Source organism: Paraburkholderia sp. MPAMCS5, from assembly GCF_036016995.1.
Classification (GTDB): Bacteria; Pseudomonadota; Gammaproteobacteria; order Burkholderiales; family Burkholderiaceae; genus Paraburkholderia.
In genome coordinates this window covers 162,802-186,557 of sequence record NZ_JAYXBK010000006.1, presented here as the reverse complement: position 1 = coordinate 186,557, position 23,756 = coordinate 162,802, and the positions used below count along the sequence as shown (strand labels likewise).

Annotated in this window: 21 protein-coding genes and 1 tRNA gene; 13 read left to right on the top strand and 9 right to left on the bottom strand. The window is 62.5% G+C overall.

Annotated elements, in window-relative coordinates; translation table 11 throughout:
• Nucleotides 1-14: 14 nt before the first annotated feature.
• Both VOM14_RS15980 and VOM14_RS15975 read right to left on the bottom strand, forming a co-directional pair.
• Nucleotides 15-1,334: a hypothetical protein gene (locus VOM14_RS15980; protein ID WP_327629689.1), complete on the bottom strand. Its 1,320-nt coding sequence runs from the start codon at nucleotides 1,332-1,334 to the stop codon at nucleotides 15-17.
• Nucleotides 1,331-1,456: a hypothetical protein gene (locus tag VOM14_RS15975; protein ID WP_327629688.1), complete on the bottom strand. Its 126-nt coding sequence runs from the start codon at nucleotides 1,454-1,456 to the stop codon at nucleotides 1,331-1,333. Before VOM14_RS15975 ends, VOM14_RS15980 begins: the two co-directional genes overlap by 4 nt.
• A 75-nt stretch (nucleotides 1,457-1,531) precedes the next feature.
• Between VOM14_RS15975 and VOM14_RS15970 the strand changes: the two genes are divergently transcribed.
• The gene (locus VOM14_RS15970) at nucleotides 1,532-2,458 is read left to right on the top strand and encodes a LysR substrate-binding domain-containing protein (protein ID WP_327629687.1); all 927 of its coding nucleotides are present in this window, start codon (nucleotides 1,532-1,534) and stop codon (nucleotides 2,456-2,458) included.
• A 32-nt stretch (nucleotides 2,459-2,490) separates the two neighbouring features.
• Here VOM14_RS15970 and deoA read toward each other — a convergent pair whose 3' ends face one another.
• The gene (gene deoA / locus VOM14_RS15965) at nucleotides 2,491-3,810 is read right to left on the bottom strand and encodes a thymidine phosphorylase (RefSeq protein WP_327629686.1); all 1,320 of its coding nucleotides are present in this window, start codon (nucleotides 3,808-3,810) and stop codon (nucleotides 2,491-2,493) included.
• Nucleotides 3,811-4,206: 396 nt separating this feature from the next.
• Here deoA and tsx point away from each other — a divergent pair, with 396 nt between their 5' ends.
• From tsx to VOM14_RS15945, 4 genes are read left to right on the top strand one after another with little or no spacing between them, the layout of a single operon-like run.
• Nucleotides 4,207-5,169, top strand: a complete 963-nt coding sequence (gene tsx, locus VOM14_RS15960) for a nucleoside-specific channel-forming protein Tsx (protein WP_327629685.1) — start codon at nucleotides 4,207-4,209, stop codon at nucleotides 5,167-5,169.
• 21 nt (nucleotides 5,170-5,190) lie between these two features.
• Nucleotides 5,191-6,465 carry a NupC/NupG family nucleoside CNT transporter gene (locus tag VOM14_RS15955; protein ID WP_327629684.1) on the top strand — a complete coding sequence of 425 codons (1,275 nt, stop codon included), beginning with the start codon at nucleotides 5,191-5,193 and terminating at the stop codon, nucleotides 6,463-6,465.
• A 13-nt stretch (nucleotides 6,466-6,478) separates the two neighbouring features.
• Entirely contained in the window at nucleotides 6,479-7,264 is a 786-nt protein-coding gene (gene deoC / locus VOM14_RS15950; RefSeq protein WP_327629683.1) for a deoxyribose-phosphate aldolase, read from the top strand.
• A gap of 30 nt (nucleotides 7,265-7,294) precedes the next feature.
• The gene (locus VOM14_RS15945; protein WP_327629682.1) at nucleotides 7,295-8,512 is read left to right on the top strand and encodes a phosphopentomutase; all 1,218 of its coding nucleotides are present in this window, start codon (nucleotides 7,295-7,297) and stop codon (nucleotides 8,510-8,512) included.
• Here the strand turns inward: VOM14_RS15945 and dcm are convergent, their stop codons facing one another.
• Nucleotides 8,513-9,799 carry a DNA (cytosine-5-)-methyltransferase gene (gene dcm / locus VOM14_RS15940; RefSeq protein WP_327629681.1) on the bottom strand — a complete coding sequence of 429 codons (1,287 nt, stop codon included), beginning with the start codon at nucleotides 9,797-9,799 and terminating at the stop codon, nucleotides 8,513-8,515. It lies immediately after the preceding gene.
• Nucleotides 9,800-10,133: 334 nt separating this feature from the next.
• On the bottom strand, nucleotides 10,134-10,460 hold the full coding sequence (locus tag VOM14_RS15935) for a hypothetical protein (RefSeq protein WP_327629680.1): 327 nt from the start codon (nucleotides 10,458-10,460) through the stop codon (nucleotides 10,134-10,136).
• A 177-nt stretch (nucleotides 10,461-10,637) separates the two neighbouring features.
• Here VOM14_RS15935 and VOM14_RS15930 point away from each other — a divergent pair, with 177 nt between their 5' ends.
• From VOM14_RS15930 to VOM14_RS15920, 3 genes are all read left to right on the top strand, one after another.
• Nucleotides 10,638-10,829 (top strand): CsbD family protein, encoded by a 192-nt coding sequence (locus VOM14_RS15930; RefSeq protein ID WP_327629679.1) that lies wholly within the window; start codon nucleotides 10,638-10,640, stop codon nucleotides 10,827-10,829.
• Nucleotides 10,830-11,013: 184 nt separating this feature from the next.
• A complete protein-coding gene (locus VOM14_RS15925; RefSeq protein ID WP_327629678.1) occupies nucleotides 11,014-11,235 on the top strand; it encodes a hypothetical protein in 222 nt (73 codons plus the stop codon).
• Nucleotides 11,236-11,381: 146 nt separating this feature from the next.
• Nucleotides 11,382-12,086 carry a glutathione S-transferase N-terminal domain-containing protein gene (locus VOM14_RS15920; RefSeq protein WP_327629677.1) on the top strand — a complete coding sequence of 235 codons (705 nt, stop codon included), beginning with the start codon at nucleotides 11,382-11,384 and terminating at the stop codon, nucleotides 12,084-12,086.
• Nucleotides 12,087-12,200: 114 nt separating this feature from the next.
• Here VOM14_RS15920 and VOM14_RS15915 read toward each other — a convergent pair.
• The 3 genes from VOM14_RS15915 to VOM14_RS15905 all read right to left on the bottom strand — a co-directional run bounded on the left by VOM14_RS15915 (nucleotide 12,201) and on the right by VOM14_RS15905 (nucleotide 14,061).
• Nucleotides 12,201-12,275, bottom strand: a tRNA-Arg gene (locus VOM14_RS15915).
• A 267-nt stretch (nucleotides 12,276-12,542) separates the two neighbouring features.
• Nucleotides 12,543-13,613 carry a phytanoyl-CoA dioxygenase family protein gene (locus VOM14_RS15910; protein WP_327629676.1) on the bottom strand — a complete coding sequence of 357 codons (1,071 nt, stop codon included), beginning with the start codon at nucleotides 13,611-13,613 and terminating at the stop codon, nucleotides 12,543-12,545.
• Between the two features lie 235 nt (nucleotides 13,614-13,848).
• Entirely contained in the window at nucleotides 13,849-14,061 is a 213-nt protein-coding gene (locus VOM14_RS15905) for a rubredoxin (protein WP_327629675.1), read from the bottom strand.
• 190 nt (nucleotides 14,062-14,251) lie between these two features.
• Between VOM14_RS15905 and VOM14_RS15900 the strand changes: the two genes are divergently transcribed.
• The 5 genes from VOM14_RS15900 (at nucleotide 14,252) to VOM14_RS15880 (ending at nucleotide 22,303) form a co-directional block, all read left to right on the top strand.
• A complete protein-coding gene (locus VOM14_RS15900; protein WP_327629674.1) occupies nucleotides 14,252-14,653 on the top strand; it encodes a DUF4399 domain-containing protein in 402 nt (133 codons plus the stop codon).
• Nucleotides 14,654-14,795: 142 nt separating this feature from the next.
• Nucleotides 14,796-16,733, top strand: coding sequence for an ATP-binding cassette domain-containing protein (locus tag VOM14_RS15895; protein WP_327629673.1), 1,938 nt, complete (start codon nucleotides 14,796-14,798; stop codon nucleotides 16,731-16,733).
• A gap of 393 nt (nucleotides 16,734-17,126) precedes the next feature.
• Complete coding sequence (locus tag VOM14_RS15890) at nucleotides 17,127-19,112, top strand: DNA topoisomerase IV subunit B (protein WP_327629672.1); 1,986 nt, start codon at nucleotides 17,127-17,129, stop codon at nucleotides 19,110-19,112.
• A gap of 69 nt (nucleotides 19,113-19,181) precedes the next feature.
• Complete coding sequence (parC, locus tag VOM14_RS15885) at nucleotides 19,182-21,506, top strand: DNA topoisomerase IV subunit A (protein ID WP_327629671.1); 2,325 nt, start codon at nucleotides 19,182-19,184, stop codon at nucleotides 21,504-21,506.
• Between the two features lie 338 nt (nucleotides 21,507-21,844).
• Nucleotides 21,845-22,303, top strand: a complete 459-nt coding sequence (locus tag VOM14_RS15880) for a CopD family protein (RefSeq protein ID WP_327629670.1) — start codon at nucleotides 21,845-21,847, stop codon at nucleotides 22,301-22,303.
• 84 nt (nucleotides 22,304-22,387) lie between these two features.
• Here the strand turns inward: VOM14_RS15880 and VOM14_RS15875 are convergent, their stop codons facing one another.
• Nucleotides 22,388-23,596 (bottom strand): chromate transporter, encoded by a 1,209-nt coding sequence (locus tag VOM14_RS15875; RefSeq protein ID WP_327629669.1) that lies wholly within the window; start codon nucleotides 23,594-23,596, stop codon nucleotides 22,388-22,390.
• Nucleotides 23,597-23,756 lie beyond the last annotated feature (160 nt).

The window sequence follows — 23,756 nt, the reverse complement described above, 5'->3', positions numbered from 1 at the left end:
ATGCGCGCCAACGTTCAGTGCGCGCCGGTGATGGGCGAAACGTCGATCACATACATCTGCCGCGCGCCCTCGTGTATGGAATCGATGCAGACGGCGAGGCCATCGCGCCGCCAGCGTGGATGCAGATCGCAGCGGTTCTCTTTCTTCAGGTCGGACGGTGTATAGAATTCGCCTATGTCGTAACGCACGCCTTCCTGCATGTCGTAGAGAAACAGAATGCGTGTGTTGGTGCGCGAGTCCGGATACGTGTCGGACAACATCCAGCGCGTCGAGACCGGCGAAAAGCTCATATGTCCATTTTCGGTGAGCACGTCGGGGCCGATCGCTTCCACGCGGCCGCGATCGCTGTCTTCATACAGGTGATAGTGAATGCTGCCGGCGTGCGGGCCCCACACCACAATGTGCGAATCGTCTTGCCATAACGGGTGCGAGATCTGGTACTCGGACTTTTCATAGTCGAACGTGCCGACCGCGGACGGATCGAAATCGTCGGCCAATTGCGGCAGGGGATGATCCGAACATTCGAGCAGGCGCAGGTCCGAGCCATCCGGGTTCATCGTGATGAGCCGGTGCAGGAAACACGTTTCGTCGGCCGTGCGCTCTGTCCAGCGATGCAGGAACAGCACGCGCGAAGAGACGGGATTGATCTCGATGTGGCTCACCCAGTGAATCGCGCGCTTCATCGACGCCGTGTAATGGAAGCGGCGCAGATCGTCGTAGCTGAGAAGCAGGCTCGCCTGGCCGGTGACGAGATCGAGTCGATGTATGCCGTCGTCGGACGGTGCCAGCGGCAGCGCGAACGGACCGCCGTGTTCGCTATAGCCGATGGTCTCGTGCGTCACGTAAAGACGCCGGTAATCCACGCAAAGCGCGTAGCGGCTATTGGGCGCGGTGACATAAACCGGCATGCCAAGCGCTGTCTTTTCTCCACTGTCGATGTCGAGAATGACGGCGCCGAAACCCGGATAGCGCGCGGACAGATCGTTCGTGCGCGTGTTGTAGATCACCTTGCGGCCGGGTTCGCCGTCGAGCCATTGCAACTGACATCCCATTTGCCAGTTCCATGCGGTGGTCGTATCGAGAGTGCGAAAAGATTCGCCATCCTGATTATCGAAGTAGCCGACCTCTGCCTGAAGTTCCGGTGTCAGAGGCGCATCCATCATCGCCACCTGGTTGCCGAGCACGTAGCGTCCGGTGCAGTCCCAGGCGCTCTTGTTGTAATACCCGAAGAAATGATGCCGCTCGCCGGTGCCGAGGCGCCGGACAGGGCACGGCCGGTTGACGGATTGCGCATTGCGCGGGAAGTCAGCGGTGCAACTGGACGAAACAGTCATGAGCGGACAAAGGTCGGATTGGAAAAAGTGCCGTCGAAGGGCACGTCGGCGAAAACGTTGAGGAAAGCATAAGCGCCGGAAGTCCATGCGGGATAATTCATTTTTGTCGCATCGCTATTCATGATTGATATACTCGCGCCGTCATAGCCGTTCTCGTCGTTGTGCTTCTCTGGCTTATCCCGATCGGACTTTCCGCCATGACCCGGCCACTCAATTTCCAGCAGATCCAGGCATTTCGCGCCGTCATGCAAATGGGCACGACGACTGGCGCGGCAGCCGCGCTGAACACGACACAGCCATCCATTAGCCGGCGGCTCGCGGAGTTGCAAAGCTCTTCCGGGCTGACGCTCTTCGAGATGCACCATGGGCGGCTGCGGCCGACGAGCGAAGGCAAGCTGCTATACAAGACCGTGCAGCAGCATTTCAACGGGCTGGAAAATATCGAGTCGGTGGTTTCGATCCTGCGCAAGTCGGGCACGGGTGCATTGCGCATCGGCTGCACGCCCACGCTCGGCATCGGCTTGTTGCCCGAGGTCATCCGGGAATTCCGCAGCCGTTTCCCGCAGACGTATCTGAACGTGCAGACGGGCGGCACACCGCAGTTGACCGATCTGCTGCGCCAGGATCTCTTCGACCTGATACTGACCACCGGCAAGCTCGACGAACTCGACTTCGAGACCGAGATCGTCAAGACCTTGCCGGCGGTGTGCGTGTTGCCGTTCGGCCATCGGCTGGAGAATGAATCCGCGGTCCGGGTGCAGTCTCTTCGCGACGAATGTCTGCTCTCGCTCGGCGAGATGGACGACCTGACCATCGCGATCAAGGCCGTGCTCGACGCGCACGACATGTCCGCGGACTTTGCGATCCAGACCACGTCGTCCATCACGATCTGCGCGCTGGTGAGCGCGGGCAATGGCGTCGGCATCGTCAATCCGTATGTGGCGAGTACCTTTGCCGGGCAGTTGCTGGTGAAGCCGCTCGAACCGGCGATCGACGTGCCGGTCCGCATGGCGATGCCGGCGCACACCGCGCCGTCGCTGCTCGCGCGGCACTTCATTGAGATTCTCCGGTCGCATCTGGATGCCATCCGTCTGTCCTCGACAAAAGCGGCCGGTGCGGCATAGGCATTCGCCGACATACGACTGCCGGCGCGCGGCTAGGCAATGATCCGGTAAATCGCCGGCGGTACTATGCCCATAGCGTCCGACAGTCGATAAGCCTGTTGAACGGCATGGATGGCGCGCTGCGCGTGTGCTTCGTTGCGCGCGTGCACCAGTCCAAGCGGCTGGTGGTTGCCGACTGGCTGGCCAATTTCAGCCAGGCCGGAAAGACCCACGGAATAGTCGATCTTGTCATCGGCCTGCAAGCGGCCGCCACCCAGGCCGATGATCGCGATGCCGAGCGCGCGCGCGTCGATGCTCGACACGAAGCCTTCGGACGGAGCAGGAATGGGCGCCACGATGGCCGCGCGCGCCAGATACTCGTGGGGCCGCTCAAGAAGATCCACTGGGCCGCCGAGTTCGCTAACCATCCGCGCGAAGCGGACCGCGGCCTCGCCGGAATCGAGCGCCTTCGTGAGCATCGCGTGCGCGGCATTCTCAGTGTCGGCAAGCTTGACGAGCATCAATAGCTGGCTTGCGAGCGTCATGACCACTTCGTGCAGCCGGTCGGGGCGATGCTTGCCGGTCAGATAATCGATCGCCCACGCGATTTCGAGCGCATTCCCGGCGCACGAGACGAGAGGCTGGCTCATATCCGTCAACACGGTGGTGGTTTGCAGGCCCGCACCGTTGCCGATGTGGGCAATGCTTTTGGCGAGCGCGACGGAGTCCTCGTAAGTGGGCATGAACGCGCCCGAACCGACCTTCACATCCATGACAAAGCCGCTCGCGCCGGCCGCGAGCTTCTTCGACACAATGGCCGCCGTGATGAGCGGGATGGACTCCACTGTCGCGGTGATGTCGCGGATCTCATAGAACTTCTTTTCGACCGGCGTCAGTTTTGCCGTCTGGCCGACGATCGCGACGCCGGCGTTCTTGACGACGCGGCGCAACGCCTGCGGCTCCTGAGAAATGTTGTAGCCGGGAATCGACTCGAGCTTGTCGAGCGTGCCGCCCGTGTGGCCGAGTCCGCGTCCGGAGATCATCGGGACGTAGGCGCCGCAGGCGGCCACCATCGGCCCGAGGAGCAGGGACGTTAGATCGCCGATGCCGCCCGTGGAATGCTTGTCGGCGGTAGGGCCGTCGAGATTCGCCGCGCTCCAGTCGAGCACGTCGCCCGAGTCGCGAAACGCCTTGGTCAGCGCAACGCATTCATCGACGGACAAACCGTTGAAATAGACCGCCATGGCGAAAGCGGCGACCTGACTGTCGGCCACTTTACCGGCACGAATGCCTTGCGCGAATTCCTGCACCTCTTCGTCGCGAAGAGCAATGCGATCACGAACCTTGCGGATGATTTCCTGAGGCAAAAACATAACGCGATTCCTTAGTTTTACTAACCGGCTGCTGCCGTGAGCTTTCGAAGTCGGCCCTGCGCCGGGCACCCTCGGCCCTGCGTCGCCGCGCTTTGATAGAAACGTATCATGAAATGTGAAATATAAGACAGATTTTTTCATGCGGCTATGCTGAGATTCAGCTGTTTATTCCTGCTACCCCTTCACTGACAGCGATCTGTGCGTCGAGCCGGAATTTGGCTCGTTTGCGAGAATGTTGCAAAACTAACATCTACTGTTACCATTCGTTCAACGCTCGTTTAACGTTCGTTCAACACCAGACCGCGTGGCGCGCCCGGCGCGGGCGGTCGAAATGAATAACGGCACGGAAGACAGCAGACGCCGCGCAACAGCGGCGACTACAGGGGAGGAGACACCATGAAATCGAATCACACGGACAGGCGGACGAGGCCTCGCGGCACCGGTCGCCGCCGCCATTGCCTTGCGATGAAAATCGGCCTCACGTTCATATTCGGCGCGACGTGCATGTCGGCCGCGCAGGCCGATGCCGCGGATCCCGCAGCGGACCTGCCAGGCAAGCCGGCGCACAGATCGCCGTATCTGTCCGACTGGTTCAATCAGTCCATTGGCGTCGTCGGGTCGGCGGACATCCGCTTCGGCCCATATAAGACCAGCGATCTATATGCGGAGTACGAGTTCTACGGCAGAAAAGGGCCGTTCGATCTGTATGGGTACGTCGACATCCCGCGCACCTTCGGCGTCGGCAGCAGTCATGACACGGGCCTCACCAACAAGGGCTCTCCGCTTTTCACCGAGCAGGAACCGCGCATTTCCATCGACGATGTACTGGGCCGGCGGCTCGGCTTCGGCCCGTTCAAGGCGTGGTATCTCGCCTTCGACTGGATTTACGACCAGGGGCACAACACGGCGAGCCGCTCGAACACCCTCTACATGGGGATCGGCACGGACATCGAGGCACCGGGCCCAGGGCTTCTCTCGGCGAATCTGTATGTGCGCAGGCAGTGGGAGAACTATGGCGCGCCCAACGCCAATTCATGGGACGGCTATCGCGCGCAGATGAAGTACGTGTATCCGATCGGCACGTTCGGTGGCGGATTCCTCACGTATGTCGGCTATTTCAACTACGACTTCGGCTCGCGCCTCGCGGAACAGACCGGCGGCAATGCGCGCACCGACAACGCATTCGTCGCGACCAACGTGTTGATCTATTCCTACCAGCACTGGCGCTTCTGGACGGCGGCGCGCTATTTCCACAACGGCGGGCAGTGGGCGGGCGGCGAACTCAACTTCGGAGATGGACCGTTCCAGAATCGTTCGACCGGTTGGGGCTACTACGCCAGCGTCGGATATCGCTTCTGAATTTTCTCATTAGGAATTGCCATGAATATCGTGCGTGGCCTCTTGGGCATGCTCCTGTTGTTGCTGGTCGGTTACTGTCTGTCGATGAACCGGCGCGAGATCAAACCGCGCACCGTGTTGGCGGCGCTTGCGGCGCAGGTCGGGATCGGCGCGCTCGTGCTGTTCGTGCCCGCGGGGCGCATGTTGCTCGCTGCGGTTGCGCGAGGCGCCAACGCGGTGCTGGAAATGGGCCAGCAAGGTCTGATGTTTCTGTTCGGCGGCCTGGTTGGCGACAAGATGTTCGTGCTGTTCGGCGCGCAAGGTTTTGCGTTCGGCTTGCGCGTCTTGCCCATGATCATCTTCGTCACGTCGCTGATCGCGGTGCTGTACTACTTCGGCATCATGACGTGGCTGATCCGAGGCGTGGGCACGGTGTTTTCGAAGTGCCTCGGCGTGAGCCGCATCGAGGGATGCGCGGCGAGCGCAACCGTCTTCATCGGTCACACCGAGTTGCCCGCGTTCACGAGGCCTTTCATCCGGCAGCTCAGCAAGACCGAGCTCTTCGCGGTCATGTCGAGCGGCATGGCGTCGGTGTCCGGTGCGGCCGTGGCCGGCTATGCGGGGCTCGGCGTGAATCTCCAGTATCTGCTTGCAGCCTCTTTCATGGCGATTCCCGGCGGGCTGGTGTTCGGCAAGCTGATCTGCCCTTCGTCGCAGGCTCAGGAATTCGACATGAAGAAATTCACCTTCGACGACAAACCCGCGGCGAATGTGATCGAGGCGGCGGCTTCCGGTGCGGCGGTCGGCCTGAAGATCGCCGTCAGTATCGGCGCGATGCTGGTCGCTTTCATCGGGTTGATCGCGCTCGCCAACATGCTCGTCGGTGTGGTGGCCGGCTGGTTCGGCTTCGAACACCTGACGCTGCAGTCGATGCTCGGCACGGCATTCGCACCGCTCGCGTGGGCGATCGGCGTGCCGTGGCAAGACGCGGCGGTCGCCGGGAATTTCATCGGCGAAAAGCTGATTCTCAATGAGTTCATCGCATACGGAAATCTCGCGCCTTATCTCCAGGACGCGCACAAGGTCGCCGCAGCCGGGCTGCAGGTGCTCGATCCGACCACCATCGCGATCCTCTCGTTTGCGTTGTGCGGCTTCGCGAACTTCTCGTCGATTGCGATGCTGACGGGCGGTTTCGGCGCCGTCGTTCCGGAGCTTCGTGGCGACGTCGCCCGTTTCGGCTTGCGTGCGCTCGCTGCGGGCACGCTGTCGAACCTGATGAGCGCGACGATCGCCGGCATCTTTTTGTCAATGACCTGAGCTTGCGTCACCTATGAAACACAAACCTACGCGTAACGAGACCGCTGAAGCCGCGCTGACGGCGCTTCATCTGATCGACCTGACTTCGCTGAACGACAGCGATACGGACGAGACCATCGAAGCGCTCGTGAGATCGGCGGATACCCCGGTCGGCACGCCGGCCGCCTTGTGCATCTATCCGCGCTTCATCGGGCTCGCGCGGGAAGCCATGGAAGCGCGCAGCCTGAATCTGCCGATCGCGACAGTGGTCAACTTTCCGGATGGCGCGGCCGACCCCGAGGCTGCTGCACGCGAGACCGCCGACGCGGTCGCGCTCGGCGCGCAGGAGATCGACGTCGTGTTTCCGTACCGCGCGCTGATGGCGGGCGACGCCGTGGCCGGCTTCGAGCTCGTCGAGCAATGCCGCGCGGCGGCCCGCTCCAAATGCCTGAAGGTCATTCTCGAAACAGGCGAGCTGAAGGATGGCTCCTTGATCCGTCGCGCGAGCGAGATCGCGATTCACGCGGGCGCCGATTTCATCAAGACCTCGACGGGCAAAGTGCCGGTGAACGCGACCCTCGCGGCCACCGTGGATATTCTCGCCACGATCCGCGAGGCCGGCCGCACCGTCGGGTTCAAGGCGGCGGGCGGCGTGCGCACCGTGGAAGACGCCGCCGCCTATCTCAATCTCGTGCGATGGCACATGGGCGCGAGCTATGCAGTTCCCGCGACGTGCAGATTCGGCGCGTCGGGCCTGCTCGCCAATCTGCTCGGCGTGCTCGGACATGGCGCGAGCGAGACCCGCTCCGGCGGCTACTGACCCCATCGCAACCCCTGAAGGAGGTGTGGAATGCGCGCGATCGTACTGGTTCTCGACTCGCTGGGTATTGGCGCGACACCGGATGCGCAGCGCTTCGGCGACGCGGGCGCCAACACGCTCGGACATATCGCCGCTGCGTGCGCGGCCGGAGCCTGCGATACGGAGCGGCGCCGCGGTCCCTTGCGCATACCGCATCTGGAGAGGCTCGGGCTGGGGCTCGCATGCGAGAGCGCGAGCGGAGCGTTGCCGCTCGGGATGGCTGCCGCGCCAGCGCTGATCGGCGCTTACGCGGCGGCGCGCGAGTCGTCGTCAGGTAAGGACACGCCCTCGGGGCATTGGGAGCTGGCGGGCGTGCCCGTGCTCGAAGATTGGGGCTATTTTCCCGAGCCGGCCGGCTCGTTCCCGCCGGAACTTCTCGACAGGCTGGTCGAACGCGCCGCGCTGCCCGGATACCTCGGCAATTGTCACGCTTCGGGCACGACGATTCTCGCCGGTCATGGGGGCGAACACATCGCTTCTGGCAAACCGATTTTCTACACGTCGGCCGACTCGGTTTTTCAGATTGCCTGTCACGAAACGACGTTCGGCCTGGAGAGGCTGTACCGTTTGTGCGAGATCGCGCGCGAGGAGGTCGATCGCTACAGAATCTGCCGCGTGATAGCGCGGCCCTTTACCGGTTCGACGCCGGACAATTTCCGTAGAACGGGCAACCGGCGCGACCTCGCCGTGCCTCCTCCGGCGCCCACCGTTCTGGAGAAGCTGGCGAAAGCCAATGGAAACGTCGTGGCGATCGGCAAGATATCGGACATTTACGCAGGCGTCGGCGTGACACGCAAGATCAAGGCCGACGGGCTCGATGACCTGTGGGCGGCGACGCTCGACGCTGTCCGTGAAGCGCCCGACCACAGCCTCGTGATGACCAATTTTGTCGACTTCGATCAGCTTTACGGGCATCGGCGCAATGTGGCCGGTTACGCGGAAGAACTCGAACGCTTCGATGCGCGGCTACCCGAACTCGATTCGCTCATGAAGCGCGACGATCTTCTCGTCATCACGGCGGATCACGGTTGCGATCCGACCTGGCCGGGCTCGGATCACACCAGGGAACATGTGCCCATGTTGATCCACGGCGCGCGACTGGCAAGCGGCAGTCTCGGCGTGCGTGAGACCTTCGCTGACCTTGGACAGAGTCTCGCCACGTGGTTTGAACTCGAACCGTTTCCCGACGGGACGTCGTTTATCCGGTGATCACGCGAGCGCCGCTCGCTTCGTTGCCGAAGGCTTGCGGTCCTTCGCGAGCAGCGCCTCGATATGCGGCGTCATGATCCGCGCCACTTCCTGCATGACCGGCGCCACGACGCTGTTGCCGAACTGGCGATAAGCCTGAGTGTCGCTGACGGGAATCACGAAGTCGTCGGGAAAACCCATCAGACGCGCGCATTCGCGCGGCGTCAAACGGCGCGGGCGCTCGCCGCCGCCTTGCGCAAGCAGGATCTCCGAGCCGTCCTTGTGATAGCGCGCCGACAGCGTGCGCGTGACGCTCTCCGGCGTCACGAGCCCGAAGCCGAAGCCGTTGCCGGCCGCGCGATGTTTCTCGGCATAGGCCTGCAAGTATGCCCACAGGTTCGGCGTGAGCGTGTATTTGGGCTGCACCTTGCGGCGGACGTGGTCGAAGAAACGCTCGCCGTCGTGCGGCAGCATCGGCTCCGTGCCGTCGGTCCTGTGCAGAATCGATGCGAGGCGCGGCCCTTTTGCGGGCAGGCGCAGATCGTCGAATGAAAACCCGGTCGGCTCGCGAAACCCGACAATCACGATCCGCTCGCGATGCTGCGGCGTGAAGTGCTGACCGTCGATCACCTTGTAGTGCACGTCGTATTGGAGTTCATCGCGCAGCACGTCGAGAATGGTCTTGAACGTGTTGCCCCGATCGTGCGACACGAGATTCTTCACGTTCTCGAGCAGGAACGCGACCGGCCGCTGTGCATCGATAATGCGTGCGACGTCGTAAAAGAGCGTGCCTTGCGTCGTGCATTCGAAACCATGCGGACGGCCGAGCGAATTTTTCTTGCTCACGCCCGCGATGCTGAAGGGCTGGCAGGGAAAGCCCGCGAGCAGCACGTCGTGCGGCGGAACGTCATCTTCCGCGAAGGAAACGATGTCCCCGACAAACTGGTGCGTGTCGTCCGCGTCCCGATGATTCTGCTGATAGGTCTTCTTCGAAAACTCGTTCCATTCGCTCGTGAACACGCACTGTCCGCCGTGCGCTTCAAAGCCGCGGCGAATGCCGCCAATGCCGGCAAAGAGATCGATGAAACGGAAAGCGGGGCGGCTTCCCGCGAACGCTCGACGGGTGTTGGACTGCAACATCTCGCGCAAGGCCGCTTCGGCAATCCGCGGACAACTTTGATCGGTCTTCCAGCGGCGAATGGTTCTGACATTTTTTCCGCAGCGTGCCGCGATTTCCCCTTGGCTATAGACCTGCAAGGCTTGCATGAGCAGGTCGTGGCGGGGCGCTGGTGTCGTGTCGCGTGTCATGTCGCTTTTTTCGCTGGGAATTTTGGCGGACATTTTGACCGTTGGGCGCACACCTGTCCAGGAATTTTGGGGAGCGATGCAGGCGAAATGCGGGTGAGAACGCGGCGCGATGATGCCGCGCAGGCTCCGCGCGCCGCGAAATGCCTCTGTCACGGTTGCACGCGTACGCTTGCAGCGTGACGCGACCTCCCTGCGTTGCGACGTGTTCAAGCCGCGAAGCTCCGCGGCTTTTTTTGGCGCTGGTGATGGCGCGAGCGCGCGCGGATTGCCGCTTTGCGCGCTTTCGTTCTGGTTTTCGTTGTGCCGCGCTATCCGCGACGCGCCTTGCCTCGCCCTACGCGCGATGTTCCGCGCCCGCCTCGTGCGTCGGCGGCAAGAGTGCGGCGGTGGCGGGCGCGAGTTCATCCCACGCGAGCGGCGGTTGCGCCTCGAACTGGTCGAGCTGCAACAGCAGACTGTCCACCGCGCACAGTTGCGGATGCGTCAGGCTGTCCGTGTCGAGTAGTTTGTACAGACGCTCGCGCCAGTAGGCCGGAGGCAGAATGGGTCCGGCCAGATCGCCTTGCAGGGACAACCGCATCGCGCGCGCAATGTGCGTGATGTCGCGGTCGATCAAGGCCGTTTTCGATGATGCCGACAAAATGGTGAATGTGCGGTCCATGGCGCCTCCATGGGCCGCTATTACGGCAGGCTCGAAGGAAACTTTAGGCTTCCCACGAAAATATTTTCGACGATGTGCGGCAGGTCGCGTAAGCGAATTGAAATGTCAGGCATGCCCGTTGCTGGGTCTTGTTACGGCGCAATGTCGCGCCGGCATTCCACATAAGCGGAGCCGAACATGAACAAGGACCAGGTAAAAGGTGTGGGCGAGCAGGTGAAAGGGAAGGTCAACGAAGCCGTGGGCAAGGCCACCGACAACCCCGGCAAGGAACTGAAGGGCGATCTCCAGCAGGGCGCGGGCAAAGCGCAGAAAGCCTACGGCGACGCCAAGGAAGACGCGAAGGACAACGCTAAACGCAACACGCCGTAATCTGGCTTGATAGGTGCAAGGAAAAAGGCGCTGCGGCGCCTTTTTCTATTGACGTTGCCAATGCGGAGCGCAATCGCAAAAAAACGCGGGCGCTGCCTGGGAGTAACCCGCGTTCGGCGCGCCGAAACCGCCGCGTGCGGTCCGGCACCTTTAGACTGAGACATCCAGCAAGGAGACCGCGCCAATGACACCGGAAAAAGTGCTTTCGATGTTCGAACGTCAGTATCTGGAGGGCAAAGCGCCCGTCGATCTCGACGAGGCCTGCGCGAATTTCGCGGCCTGGTTGGCGTCGACGTGGGAACAGCTCGACGGCGAGCATCGGGCGCTTCTGTTGACGGTCGGCGCCGCCTTGTGGCGCGAAGGCTATGACGTGCGCGCCGGCAGCGCGACCAAAGACTTATGGTGAGCCTCGGCTGAGTGCGGACGCGCGGCGCCGCACGCGCTGCGCAAACTCGGTTTATATTTGGCGGTCCGACCGGCGGCTCGCGCTTTCCGACGCCGTTGCTGTCCGCTAATTCCTAACCTCCATTCCGCACAGGGCTACACCATCACATGACAGAACTGTCCGCTTTCCCGATCACGAACAAATGGCCTGCCGCGCATCCCGACCGGATTCAGCTTTATTCGCTGCCCACACCGAACGGCGTGAAAGTGTCGATCATGCTCGAGGAAACAGGCTTGCCGTATGAGCCGCATCTGGTGCGCTTCGACACGAACGATCAGATGACACCCGAGTTCCTGTCGCTCAATCCGAACAACAAGATTCCGGCGATCGTCGATCCGAACGGTCCTGACGGCAAACCGCTGCCGCTGTTCGAATCCGGCGCGATTCTGATCTATCTCGCGGAGAAGACCGGCCAGTTGATGCCGCGGGACGCGGCCGGCCGCTACGAAGCGATTCAGTGGGTGATGTTCCAGATGGGCGGCATCGGCCCGATGTTCGGCCAGGTGGGCTTTTTCCATAAATTCGCGGGCAAGGAGTATGAGGACAAGCGCCCGCGCGATCGCTACGTCGCCGAATCGAAACGGCTGCTCGGCGTGCTGGAAGAGCGGCTCGAAGGACGCGAGTGGATTCTCGGCGACCAGTATTCGATCGTGGACATCGCGACGTTTCCGTGGGTGAGAAATCTGGTCGGCTTTTATGAAGCCGGCGAGCTTGTCGGCATTCAGGACTTTCCGAATGTGAGACGGGCGCTCGCGGCGTTTCTTGCGCGTCCGGCGGTGATTCGGGGACTCGATAGCCCGAAGCGGGGGTAAGGGCGGCGGGCGGTGCGCGGTGGCTTCGCACGCGTGCGATGCGTTGAACGGCTTTGGAGCCTCGCATCGCATTGCATCGTTTTTTGAAGGTTCGGCGAACGCCGGCAAACTGGCTGGTCCCCCTGGCAGGAATCGAACCTGCATCTAGCGCTTAGGAGGCACTTGTTCTATCCATTGAACTACAGGGAGAGGATAGGTTTAACGGGGCGGACCGGACCCCTGATCTCTGATCGCCGCGCCGCGATTCCGGCGCAGCCGCTCACAAATCGCGCCATGCGCGAGCCATGCGAGCGAGGGCAAGAGTATAGCAAAAACGTTCGACGCGAAACGTCATGCTACCTCGGCGCGGCAGAGGAAGCGCCGCGATGCGGCGTCAGGCGGGAGGAATAAAAAAGCCAGCGCGAAGGCTGGCTTTTTTATGTCGCTATCCGTGCTCGGCGCAACGATGGCCGCGCGTCATTCCGGCCTCAGCCGACGCCCCTCGCGCCAGCCGTGCAAACGGTAATGCAGAACCGGATCTTCGCCGGCTTCAAATACATCGGGATTGGCGAGCAGATACTGCTGGGGATCGAAGTCGGCCGGGACAATCGCTCGCTGGGCGCTACAGTTGTTATACGACGATTCGATAAAGCTTTTAGGTATATCAAACCCGGAGTATTGATGTTCGACCGCCGCGCCCGTGATCATGTCGTTCATCTTCGAAAAATAAATTGCGCCGTAGAACGGATCGGATCTGAAGGGGCGATAGTAAGCACAGCCTTCGAAATAATAATGAGTGACCTGCGACCAGCGGGTTTTCTGTTTATTCACGTGTTCGAGGCCGCCGTGCAGCAGATTGGCCAGCCAGATGACGGCTTCGCCTTTCTTCGGCGTGAAGATGGCGGGCTTGGCGTCGTGTACCTCGATCAGCGCGTCCCACATCGTCTCGTAGTCCATGCGGTTGGTGTCCGAGACGGGTTCCGTCGCGCAATAGCCAATATGTTCATTGGTGTACACCGGCCATTTGTGCGAGCCGGGATAGTACATAAGCGGGCCGGCGTCCTCGCTAATATCCTCGAGGGCTGTCCACACGCCGCACATGAAACGTTCGGGGACCGAGCTGAAGTGAATCGAATCCGAGTGCACGTGCTGTTGCGTGCCGACCGGGAAGTTCAAAGTCTGGAAGGGCCACGCCTGGCGTCCGAAGAGCTTCGAGAGCAATTCGATCACCTTTGCGTTAGTGGCGATCCGGCGGACGTTTTCGTCTGTTTGCCACGCATCCAGAATTCTCAGCCCGACCTTGGCGTCGTACCACTTGTTGCGCCAGGTATCCCAGTCATACTGATCGTGCAGGCTCGCCTTAATGCCCGCGGCAATCGAGTCAAAGTCTTCGTCTGGAAACTTGATAACCGCGTACCCGTCCCGATTGAGATCGGTGGCGACCCTGCGCGTTTCATCGTCAATGGATGGGTCGGAGAAGATCTGCTTGAAAAAAGGATTCTCGATGCTAGGTACACCGGGAAGCAAGTTATTGAATTTGCCAGACATTTTTAGACCTTAATGGACTCCGGGCACGGCGTGGGATAAATTTTGGCGATTTTACAATAAAGGCAATCGCCCGATTCAAGGAAAAGAAGAGGCGGTGAAACCGAAGCAGAGCAGGATGCGAGAACCCGGCCTCACAACGCAAACGGCCCAACAGGTTTGACCTGCCGGGCCGCACAAAACACCCCCGCGCGGTTCCTCTCGCGCGCCAAGGCTCGTCACGTTGAATGCCGAAGCGTCAGAACTCGACCACCGCGAATTCCGCTTTGCCGACGTCGCACAGCGGGCAGCGCCACTCTTCGGGAATGGCGGCGAAGCGCGTGCCCGGCGCGATGCCTTCTTCCGGCAGGCCTTCTTCCTCGTTATAGATCCAGCCGCAAATCAGGCAGACCCAGCTTTTGTATTCAGTGACTTCCGTTACTTCGCTCACGACGCACTCTTCTCTCTTCATTGCAATGATCCGCGCAGTCTGCCCCTTTTTTGGGCGCGCGGCGACTCGCAATATTACCGGAATTCCCGATCCGCGCCCGGGATCGTCGTGCGACCGGCACGCCAGTTCTGTCACGCATAGCGTGTATGCTTGAATGCTCAACGGCGTTGCGTTTCGTGCGTGGTTCGCGTTTCTAACCCGGAGAAAAACGATGGTCAAAACGAAATGGTTGGCCGGCGCGGCACTGGCTGGATGTCTGGCGGTATCGGGCGCGGCGCAAGCGGCGAGCGTCTCTTTCGTGCAACCGAAAGACGGCGCGACCGTCAGCAATCCTGTTCACGTCGTATTCGGTCTCGACGGCATGAAGGTCGCGCCCGCCGGCACGACCACGGAAGGCACGGGGCATCATCATTTGCTGGTCGACGGCAAGCCGCTTCCGAAAGGCGAGGTGATTCCCGCCAACGACAAGTCCCTGCACTTCGGCAAAGGCCAGACCGAAACGGACGTGACGCTGCCGCCGGGCGACCACACGCTGACGCTGCAATTCGGCGACGGCGCGCATCGTTCGTATGGTCCCGAACTCAGCAAAACGATTACGGTGCACGTGAAGTAAGCGCGCCGCGCGCGAGCAGGGCGGCCGGGCGCGCATCGCCGGCGCCCGGCTGTGCGTCCTATATCTTCGGGCTTACAGGCAGCGCAACGCGCGCCCGGTACAATGGGCAGTTCCGACTCATCGCTGCCTTCTCCAATTTTCCATGTCGCTTTACACCATTACCGGGGCGCAACTGGCGTTCGGTCACGTCGCGTTGCTCGATCACGCGGATTTCTCTCTCGAAACGGGCGAGCGCGTCGGGCTGATCGGCCGTAACGGCGCGGGCAAGTCGTCGCTGCTGAAAATCGTCGCCGATCTGGCGAAGCCCGACGACGGCCTCGTCACGCGCCAGCAAAATCTGACCACGGTGTACGTGCCGCAGGAGCCGGAGTTCGATGCCGACGACACGGTGTTCGACGCCGTCGCCGCCGGCCTCACGCACGCACGCGCGCTGCTGGAGGAATACGACGCGGTCGCCAACCAGCTCGCGGACGAACCGGACGGCGCGCAGCACGACGCGCTAATGGCGCGCATGAACACGCTGCAATCGTCACTGGACGCGGCGGACGCGTGGAACTGGAGCACCCGCGTGGCCACCACGTTGCAGCAGATCGGTCTGAACGGCGAGGCGCGCGTCGGTTCGCTGTCGGGCGGCATGCAAAAGCGCGTCGCGCTGGCTCGCGCTCTGGTCGTGCAACCCGACATCCTGCTGCTCGACGAGCCGACCAACCACCTGGATTTCGACGGCATCCGCTGGCTCGAAGACCTGCTGGTGTCGCAGCGCGCGGCGCTCTTTTTCATCACGCACGACCGGGCGTTTCTCGACCGTGTCGCCACGCGCATTGTCGAACTGGATCGCGGGCGTCTCCTGTCGTATCCCGGCAATTTCTCGGCTTACCAGACGCGCAAGGCACAGCAACTGGAAATCGAGCGGGTGGAAAACGAGAAGGCCGACAAGCTGCTCGCGCAGGAAGAAGTGTGGATTCGCAAGGGCGTCGAAGCGCGCCGCACGCGCAGCGTCGGCCGGATCGCGCGGCTCGTGGACATGCGCAAACAGCGCGAGGAACGCCGCAATGTGCAGGGCAACGTCAAGCTCGACGTGGGTCAGGGCGAGAAGTCGGGCAAGATCGTCGCCGAACTGACGGACGTCACGAAGCGCTACGGCTCGCGCACGGTGGTCGACCGCTTCACGGCGACCGTCATGCGCGGCGACAAGATCGGCTTCGTCGGTCCGAATGGCGCGGGCAAGACCACGCTGCTCAAGATGATCCTCGGTGAGTTGAAGCCGGACGAAGGCACGGTGCGCGTCGGCACCAATCTGCAGGTTGCGTATTTCGACCAGATGCGCGCGCAGCTCGACCTCGACAAGAGTCTCGCCGACACCATCAGTCCGGGCAGCGAGTGGGTCGAGGTGAACGGCCAGAAGAAGCACGTCATGAGCTATCTCGGCGACTTCCTGTTCGCGCCGGAGCGCGCCCGTTCGCCGGTCAAGTCGCTGTCCGGCGGCGAGCGCAACCGTCTGCTGCTCGCCCGTCTGTTCGCGCGGCCGGCCAACGTGCTGGTGCTCGACGAGCCCACCAACGACCTCGACATTCCCACGCTGGAACTGCTGGAGGAATTGCTCACCGACTACGACGGCACCGTGCTGCTCGTGAGCCACGACCGCGCGTTTCTGGACAATGTCGCGACATCCGTGATCGCGTCGGAAGGCGCGGGCAAATGGCGCGAGTACGTCGGCGGCTTCACCGACTGGCAGATTCAGAGCGAGCGCTCGCAGCAACTGGCCCAGGAAGCGCAAAAAGAGGCCAGCCGGGACGCGGTGAAAGAAGCCGCGTCGGCCAAGGACGGTTCGGCGGCCCGCAACACGCAGCGCGCCGCCAAACTGTCGTTCAAGGAGCAGCGCGAACTGGACGCCTTGCCCGAGCGGATCGCCGCTCTCGAGGCCGAGCAGAAGGCCATTGGCGCGCAACTGGAAGACGGCTCGGTCTTCGCCAGAGATCCGGCTGAAGGCACGCGTCTTTCCGGACGCTACGCCGCCATCGACGAAGAACTGCTGGTCGCGCTCGAGCGCTGGGACGAACTGGAACAACGTCGCAAATGAAGCGGCGTGCGCCGGCGGTTCGTCTCGTGGCGTTCAGTGGCGTCGCGCCGGCGCATTCGCTCGCGCGCCGGGCGCACGCTGTCCGTGCCTTGTCCGCGCCTTGTCCAGATGGCCCATCGCGCGCATCGTGAATTGCCGCCAGGTTCGAAATCAGTAAAATACCCCGCGAACAGGCTTCGCCGGCGTGACGCCGTCGAGCGCGAAGAACAGGCACTGCGCCATGAGCACGTGTGGGCCGCGCGCGAGCCATGCGGCAAAACAGCTTGCCCGCCTTGCGGGCACCCCACCTAACCACGTTGTTTCGTTTCGCTTTTTTTGAAAACTCAACGCATTGTCCACGGACTTATGAACAGGACCTGTGGACAACGATGAACCGACGCACCCGAGTCAACCATGTCCACGAAAAAGCCAAACGCCGCGTATAGCGAAGCGTCGATCAAGGTGTTGAAGGGTCTCGAGCCGGTCAAGCAACGGCCCGGCATGTACACCCGCACCGAGAATCCGCTGCACATCATTCAGGAAGTTATCGACAACGCGTCGGACGAGGCCCTCGGCGGCCACGGCCGGCAGATCACGGTCACGCTGCACGCGGACCATTCGGTGTCGGTCGAAGACGACGGCCGCGGCATCCCGTTCGGCTTGCATCCGGAAGAAGGCGTGCCGGTCGTCGAAATCGTGTTCACGCGTCTGCACGCGGGCGGCAAATTCGATAAAGCCGCCGGCGGCGCCTACACGTTTTCGGGCGGCCTGCACGGCGTCGGCGTGTCGGTCACCAACGCGCTGTCCACGCGGCTTGACGTCACCGTGTGGCGCGACGGCAAGATCGCCGCACTGAGTTTCGCCAACGGCGACGTGGCCAAACCGCTCGAAGTGCGGGCCGCCGCGAAAGGCGAAAAGAAGTCCGGCACGCGCGTGACCGCATGGGCCGATCCCAGGTATTTCGATTCGCCGAATCTGCCGCTCGGCGAACTGCAACGTCTGTTGCGCTCGAAAGCAGTGTTGCTGCCGGGCGTCGAAGTCACGCTCGTCAACGAGAAAACCGGCGAGCAGCAAAGCTGGAAATACGAAGACGGTCTGCGTGGCTATCTGCTCGAAGGCATGAACGGCAGCGACCTGCTGATCCCGCTCTTCGAAGGCCAGCGTTACGCCGAAAACTCGCGCGCGAGCGAAGAGACGTTTGCCGAAGGCGAGGGCGCGGCGTGGGTCGTCGCGTGGAGCGAGGAAGGTCCGCTCACGCGCGAGTCGTACGTCAATCTGATTCCCACGCCCGCGGGCGGCACGCACGAATCGGGCTTGCGCGACGGCTTGTACCAGGCGGTCAAGAGCTTTGTCGAGTTGCACAATCTGCAGCCGAAGGGCGTGAAGCTCCTCGCCGAAGACGTGTTCGCGCGCGTGTCGTTCGTGCTCTCGGCGAAGGTGCTCGATCCGCAGTTTCAAGGGCAGATCAAGGAGCGTCTGAATAGCCGCGACGCGGTCAAGCTGGTGTCGTCGTTCGCGCGGCCGGCGCTGGAACTGTGGCTCAATCAGCACGTCGAGCACGGCAAGAAACTCGCGGACCTCGTCATCAAGCAGGCACAGGCGCGCACGCGCGCCGGGCAAAAAGTCGAGAAGCGCAAAAGCTCGGGCGTGGCCGTGCTGCCAGGCAAGCTGACCGATTGCGAATCGACGGAAATCGGACGCAACGAATTGTTCCTCGTGGAGGGCGATTCGGCCGGCGGCTCCGCGAAAATGGGCCGCGACAAGGAATATCAGGCGATTCTGCCGCTGCGCGGCAAGGTGCTGAACACGTGGGAAACCGAGCGCGATCGCCTCTTTGCCAATAACGAGGTGCACGACATTTCGGTGGCGATCGGCGTCGATCCGCATAGCCCGGACGACAAGGTCGATCTGTCGAATCTGCGCTACGGCAAGATCTGCATTTTGTCTGACGCGGACGTGGACGGCTCGCACATTCAGGTATTGCTGCTCACGCTGTTCTTCAAGCATTTCCCGCAACTGATCGAGCGCGGGCATGTGTGCGTCGCGCGTCCGCCGCTCTTTCGCGTCGATGCGCCCGCACGCGGCAAAAAGCCGGCGCAGAAACTTTACGCGCTCGACGAAGGCGAACTCGAAGCCATCCTCGACAAGCTGCGCAAGGACGGCGTGCGCGAAACGCAATGGTCGATCAGCCGCTTCAAAGGCCTGGGCGAAATGAGCGCCGAGCAGTTATGGGACACCACGATGAACCCGGACACGCGGCGTCTGACGCCGGTGGCGCTCGGCGAACTCGACTACGACGCCACGGTCGCGCGCATGACCATGCTGATGGGCAAGGGCGAGGCAGCCTCGCGGCGCAGCTGGCTGGAAGAAAAGGGCAACGAAGTGGAAGCGGATATCTGAGCGAAGCCGATGCCCGCGCTTTCGTGACGAAAGCACCGAACTTCACGCCAAACACGATACGGAATCTAGATGGACGACGATAACACTCTCGACCTTTTCACCGAGCCGCCGCCGCCCGAAGGCGATTTTCTGACGCTCGGCAATTACGCGGAACGCGCGTATCTCGACTATGCGGTGAGCGTGGTGAAGGGCCGCGCGCTGCCGGATGTGTGCGACGGCCAGAAGCCGGTGCAGCGCCGCATCCTGTTCGCGATGAACGACATGGGGCTGTCCGACAACGCGAAGCCGGTCAAGTCGGCACGCGTGGTCGGCGACGTGCTGGGTAAATATCACCCGCACGGCGACCAGTCGGCGTACGACGCGCTGGTGCGTCTCGCGCAAGACTTTTCGATGCGCTACCCGCTGATCGACGGCCAGGGCAACTTCGGCTCGCGCGACGGCGACGGCGCGGCGGCCATGCGGTACACCGAAGCGCGCCTCACGCCGATCGCAAAGCTGCTGCTCGACGAGATCGACCAGGGCACGGTTGACTTCATGAAGAACTACGACGGCGAATTCGACGAGCCGCGCCTTCTGCCCGCGCGTCTGCCGTTCGTCTTGCTGAACGGCGCGTCGGGCATCGCGGTCGGCCTCGCCACCGAAATCCCGTCGCACAATCTGCGTGAAGTGGCTGCCGCCACGGTCGCCATGATCCGCAATCCGAAGATCACGCACGCGGAGTTGATGCAGCACATTCCGGGGCCGGACTTCCCGGGCGGCGGCCAGATCATTTCGAGCGAAGCGGAAATCTCGGCGGCGTACGAGACCGGCCGAGGCAGCCTGAAGGTGCGCGCGCGCTGGAAGATCGAAGACCTCGCGCGCGGCCAGTGGCAACTGGTCATCACCGAATTGCCGCCGAACACGGCCGCGCAGAAGGTGCTCGAAGAGATCGAGGAGCAAACCAACCCGAAGATCAAGCTCGGCAAGAAGGCGCTCACGCCGGAACAGATGCAGAGCAAGCAGACCATGCTCGGGCTGCTCGACGCCGTGCGCGACGAGTCCGGCAAGGACGCGCCGGTGCGTCTCGTGTTCGAACCCAAGTCGAGCCGCATCGACCAGACGGAGTTCGTCACCACGCTGCTCGCGCATACGAGCCTCGAATCGAATGCGTCGCTGAATCTGGTGATGGTGGGCGGCGACGGCCGGCCGCGTCAGAAGGGCGTGAGCGAAATCCTGCACGAGTGGATCGCGTTCCGCTTCGCCACGGTCACGCGGCGCACGCGTCATCGTTTGTCGAAGGTCGACGACCGGATTCATATCCTCGAAGGCCGGATGATCGTCTTTTTGAATATCGACGAAGTCATCCGCATCATTCGCGAGTCCGACGAACCGAAGGTCGCGCTGATGGCTGCGTTCGGCTTGTCGGATCGTCAGGCCGAAGACATCCTGGAAATCCGGCTGCGTCAGTTGGCGCGGCTCGAAAAGATCAAGATCGAGAAGGAACTCGCGGAACTGCGCGACGAAAAGGCCAAACTCGAAGAGCTGCTTGGCAGCGAATCGGCGATGAAGCGCCTGCTCATCAAGGAAATCGAAGGCGATGCGAAGCAATACGGCGACGAGCGCCGCACGCTGATCCAGCAGGAAAAGCGCGCGACGTACGAAGCGCGCGTGATTGACGAACCGGTCACGGTGGTCGTGTCGCAGAAGGGCTGGGTGCGCGCGCTGAAGGGCCACGGTCTGGATGCGGCCGGCTTCACGTTCAAGGCCGGCGACAGTCTCTACGCCGCGTTCCAGTGCCGCACGCCGGACACGCTCGTCGCGTGGGGCAGCAATGGGCGCGTCTACTCGGTCGCGGTGGCGTCGTTGCCGGGTGGCCGTGGCGACGGCGTGCCGGTCACGTCGCTGATCGAACTGGAATCGGGCAGCCATCTGATGCATTACTACGCGGCTTCCGCGGACCAGGCGTTGTTGCTCGCGTCGAGCAACGGCTTCGGCTTCATCGCGAAGGTCGGCGACATGGTGAGCCGCGTGAAGGCGGGCAAGTCGTTCATGACGATCGACGCCGGCGCCGCGCCGCTCGCGCCCATGCCCATGCTGCCGGATGCGGCGCAGGTCGCGTGCCTGTCGTCGGGCGGGCGCGTGCTGGTCTTCGGCCTCGACGAAATGAAGACGCTCTCGGGCGGCGGACGCGGCGTCACGCTGATGGCGCTCGACGACAAGGAAACGCTGGTGCAGGCGCTCGCGATCAACGCGGCGGGTGTCATGCTGATCGGCTCGCGTCGCGGCGGCCGTCTGGACGAAGAGAAGCTGAGCGGCGCGGCGCTGGGCGCGCATGTCGGCAAACGGGCACGCAAAGGCCGCGCGCCCGAAAGCAAGCTTAAGCTCGAAGGGATGCGTCCGGTGCTGGCCGTCTGACAAAGATTGACGCTGAAGCACGGCACGCGTCTGCTAGCATTCGAGGCGCAGGCCGTGCGCAGTAGTCGCAGTAGTGCGTGGTCGGTTGCAGCAACAGTGCGGAAAATTCGGGGGCGGCGTTGCCGGATCAAAGCAGGATCAAGCCGGATCAAGCAAGAGTACCGAGGCATGGTATCCGGCAGAGGCACGAGGCACGCTGCAATAACAACTAGAAAAACGACGGGAAAGCCACGGGCGTTTCGGAACTGCCTGCATAGTGTGCGGTCGAATGCGCTCAATAGCCGCTGTTCTTATTGTTCGTCATTAGCGGTGTGGTGTCGTCGAGAGAGGAATACAACATGAACAAGGCTATCGAAGTCGCGCTCTTTCTTCATCTGCTCGCGGTCGCGGTGTGGGTGGGCGGCATGGTCTTCGCGCATTTCTGCTTGCGTCCGGCCATGGCCGATCTTTCGCCGCAATTGCGTTTGCCGTTGTGGGAATCGGTGTTCGGGCGCTTCTTCAATTGGGTCGCCGCCTCGGTGCTGGTGATTCTGCTGACCGGCGGCTTCCTGCTCATGCAATTCGGCGGCGGTCACGCCACCTGGCCGCTGCATGCAATGGCCGGCCTCGGCATCGTCATGATGCTGATCTTTGGGCATATCCGCTTTGCCGTTTTTCCGCGCATTCGCCGCGCGGTGCAAGCGCAGAAATGGCCCGACGGCGCGCAGGCGGTCGGCACGATCCGGCGTCTGGTGCTGGTCAATATCGTGCTCGGCGTGGTGACGGTCGGCGTCGCGGCGCTTTCGCGCGGGTTCTGATCGCGGATTGAGTTCAAGATCGCGCGCGTGATTGTGTGCGCGCGACGAGTGCGCGGGTGTGCGTGCGCGAATCGCCACGCGTGGCTAGGGCAACGCGCCATACGCAAGCCACAGTCCGCACACTAGCGCCACTGTGCCGTACACCGCGTACACCGGCACTTTGAGCTTCGCGAAACACATCGCGGAAAAGAGCGCGGTAATCAGATAAACCGGCTGCAGCGGCACACGTCCGGCCACACGCAGCACGGCCACCGCGAGAAACGCGGTCGTGACCGCGCGCAGAATGCGCATGCCGTGTTCGAACCGCGGATTCATCTTCAACTGATGCAGATGCCGTTGCGCGAGCACGACGAGGCAGCCCGACGGCACGAACAGCGCGAGTGTGGCGATCAGCGCGCCGGACCAGCCGTCGATCAGATAACCGAAGAACGGCACCACGTTCAGAAGCGGTCCGGGCGATAACGGCGACAACGAAAAAGCCAGCGTGAAGTCGTTGTCCGATACGCCTATCGTCGGCGTGACGAAGAGTGTCTTGAGCACCGGCAACGCGGAGAAGCCGCCGCCGAACAGCGTCATGCCCGCGCCCGCGAGCCGCGGCCACAGCAGCGCGAGATCGTAGCGATGCGGCAGCGGCAGCGCGAACAGCAGCAGGAATAGGCACAACATCGCGAGTATCTGCCAGTCGCCGCGCCCGAACGACACGACAACGCGCGTGTTGCGCACGGGGCTGATCGCCCATCCCGCGCCGAAGGCCGCGCTCAGCATCAGCACATAGGCAGCGGGGCTGTGCGCGAAGAAGAGCGCGATGCAACCCATTGCCGCCGCGGTCCATTCGAGCTTGCCGCGCACGAGCGCGCGGGTCTGCTTATACCAGGTGATGCCGATCAGCGTGGCGAGCACGACGCTGAAGTGATTGAGCAGCGCGGGCGACGCGGCGGCGCGCACGATCGGCGTGCGATAGAAGATCGCGAAGAGCGTCATCAGCATGAAGAAGGGCAGCACACTCGCAATGCCCGCCACCCATGCGCCGGCGCGTCCGCGCAGCGCGTGCCCGAGCTGCACGGCGACATTGCAGCCGACCGGCCCCGGCACCATCCACGCAAGCGCGATCAGATCCGAGAACGCAACGCGCGAAAGCCTTTCTTCACGTTCGACGTAGTGATTTTCGAGCTGCGCCATTAACGCGAGGCCGCCCCATGACAACGCCGAGAGGCCGAACACGACCCGAAACAGCGTCCAGAGCGGCTCCCGTTCTCCTCGTCTTGCAGCATCGTGCTTTGTTATCGTCTGCATGGTGCCACGGGCGTCCGGTCAAGGGGGCGCCCGTCCTGTGGATCATCGTGGTGTCGCGCGCGGCCGACCGGCCTGCCGCGTCGCGCGGTATGCGATACAGCGAGAATGTAGCCTCTTTTGGCGGGCTGCGGTTTTGAGCGGCTTCACTAAGCGGCGTCAC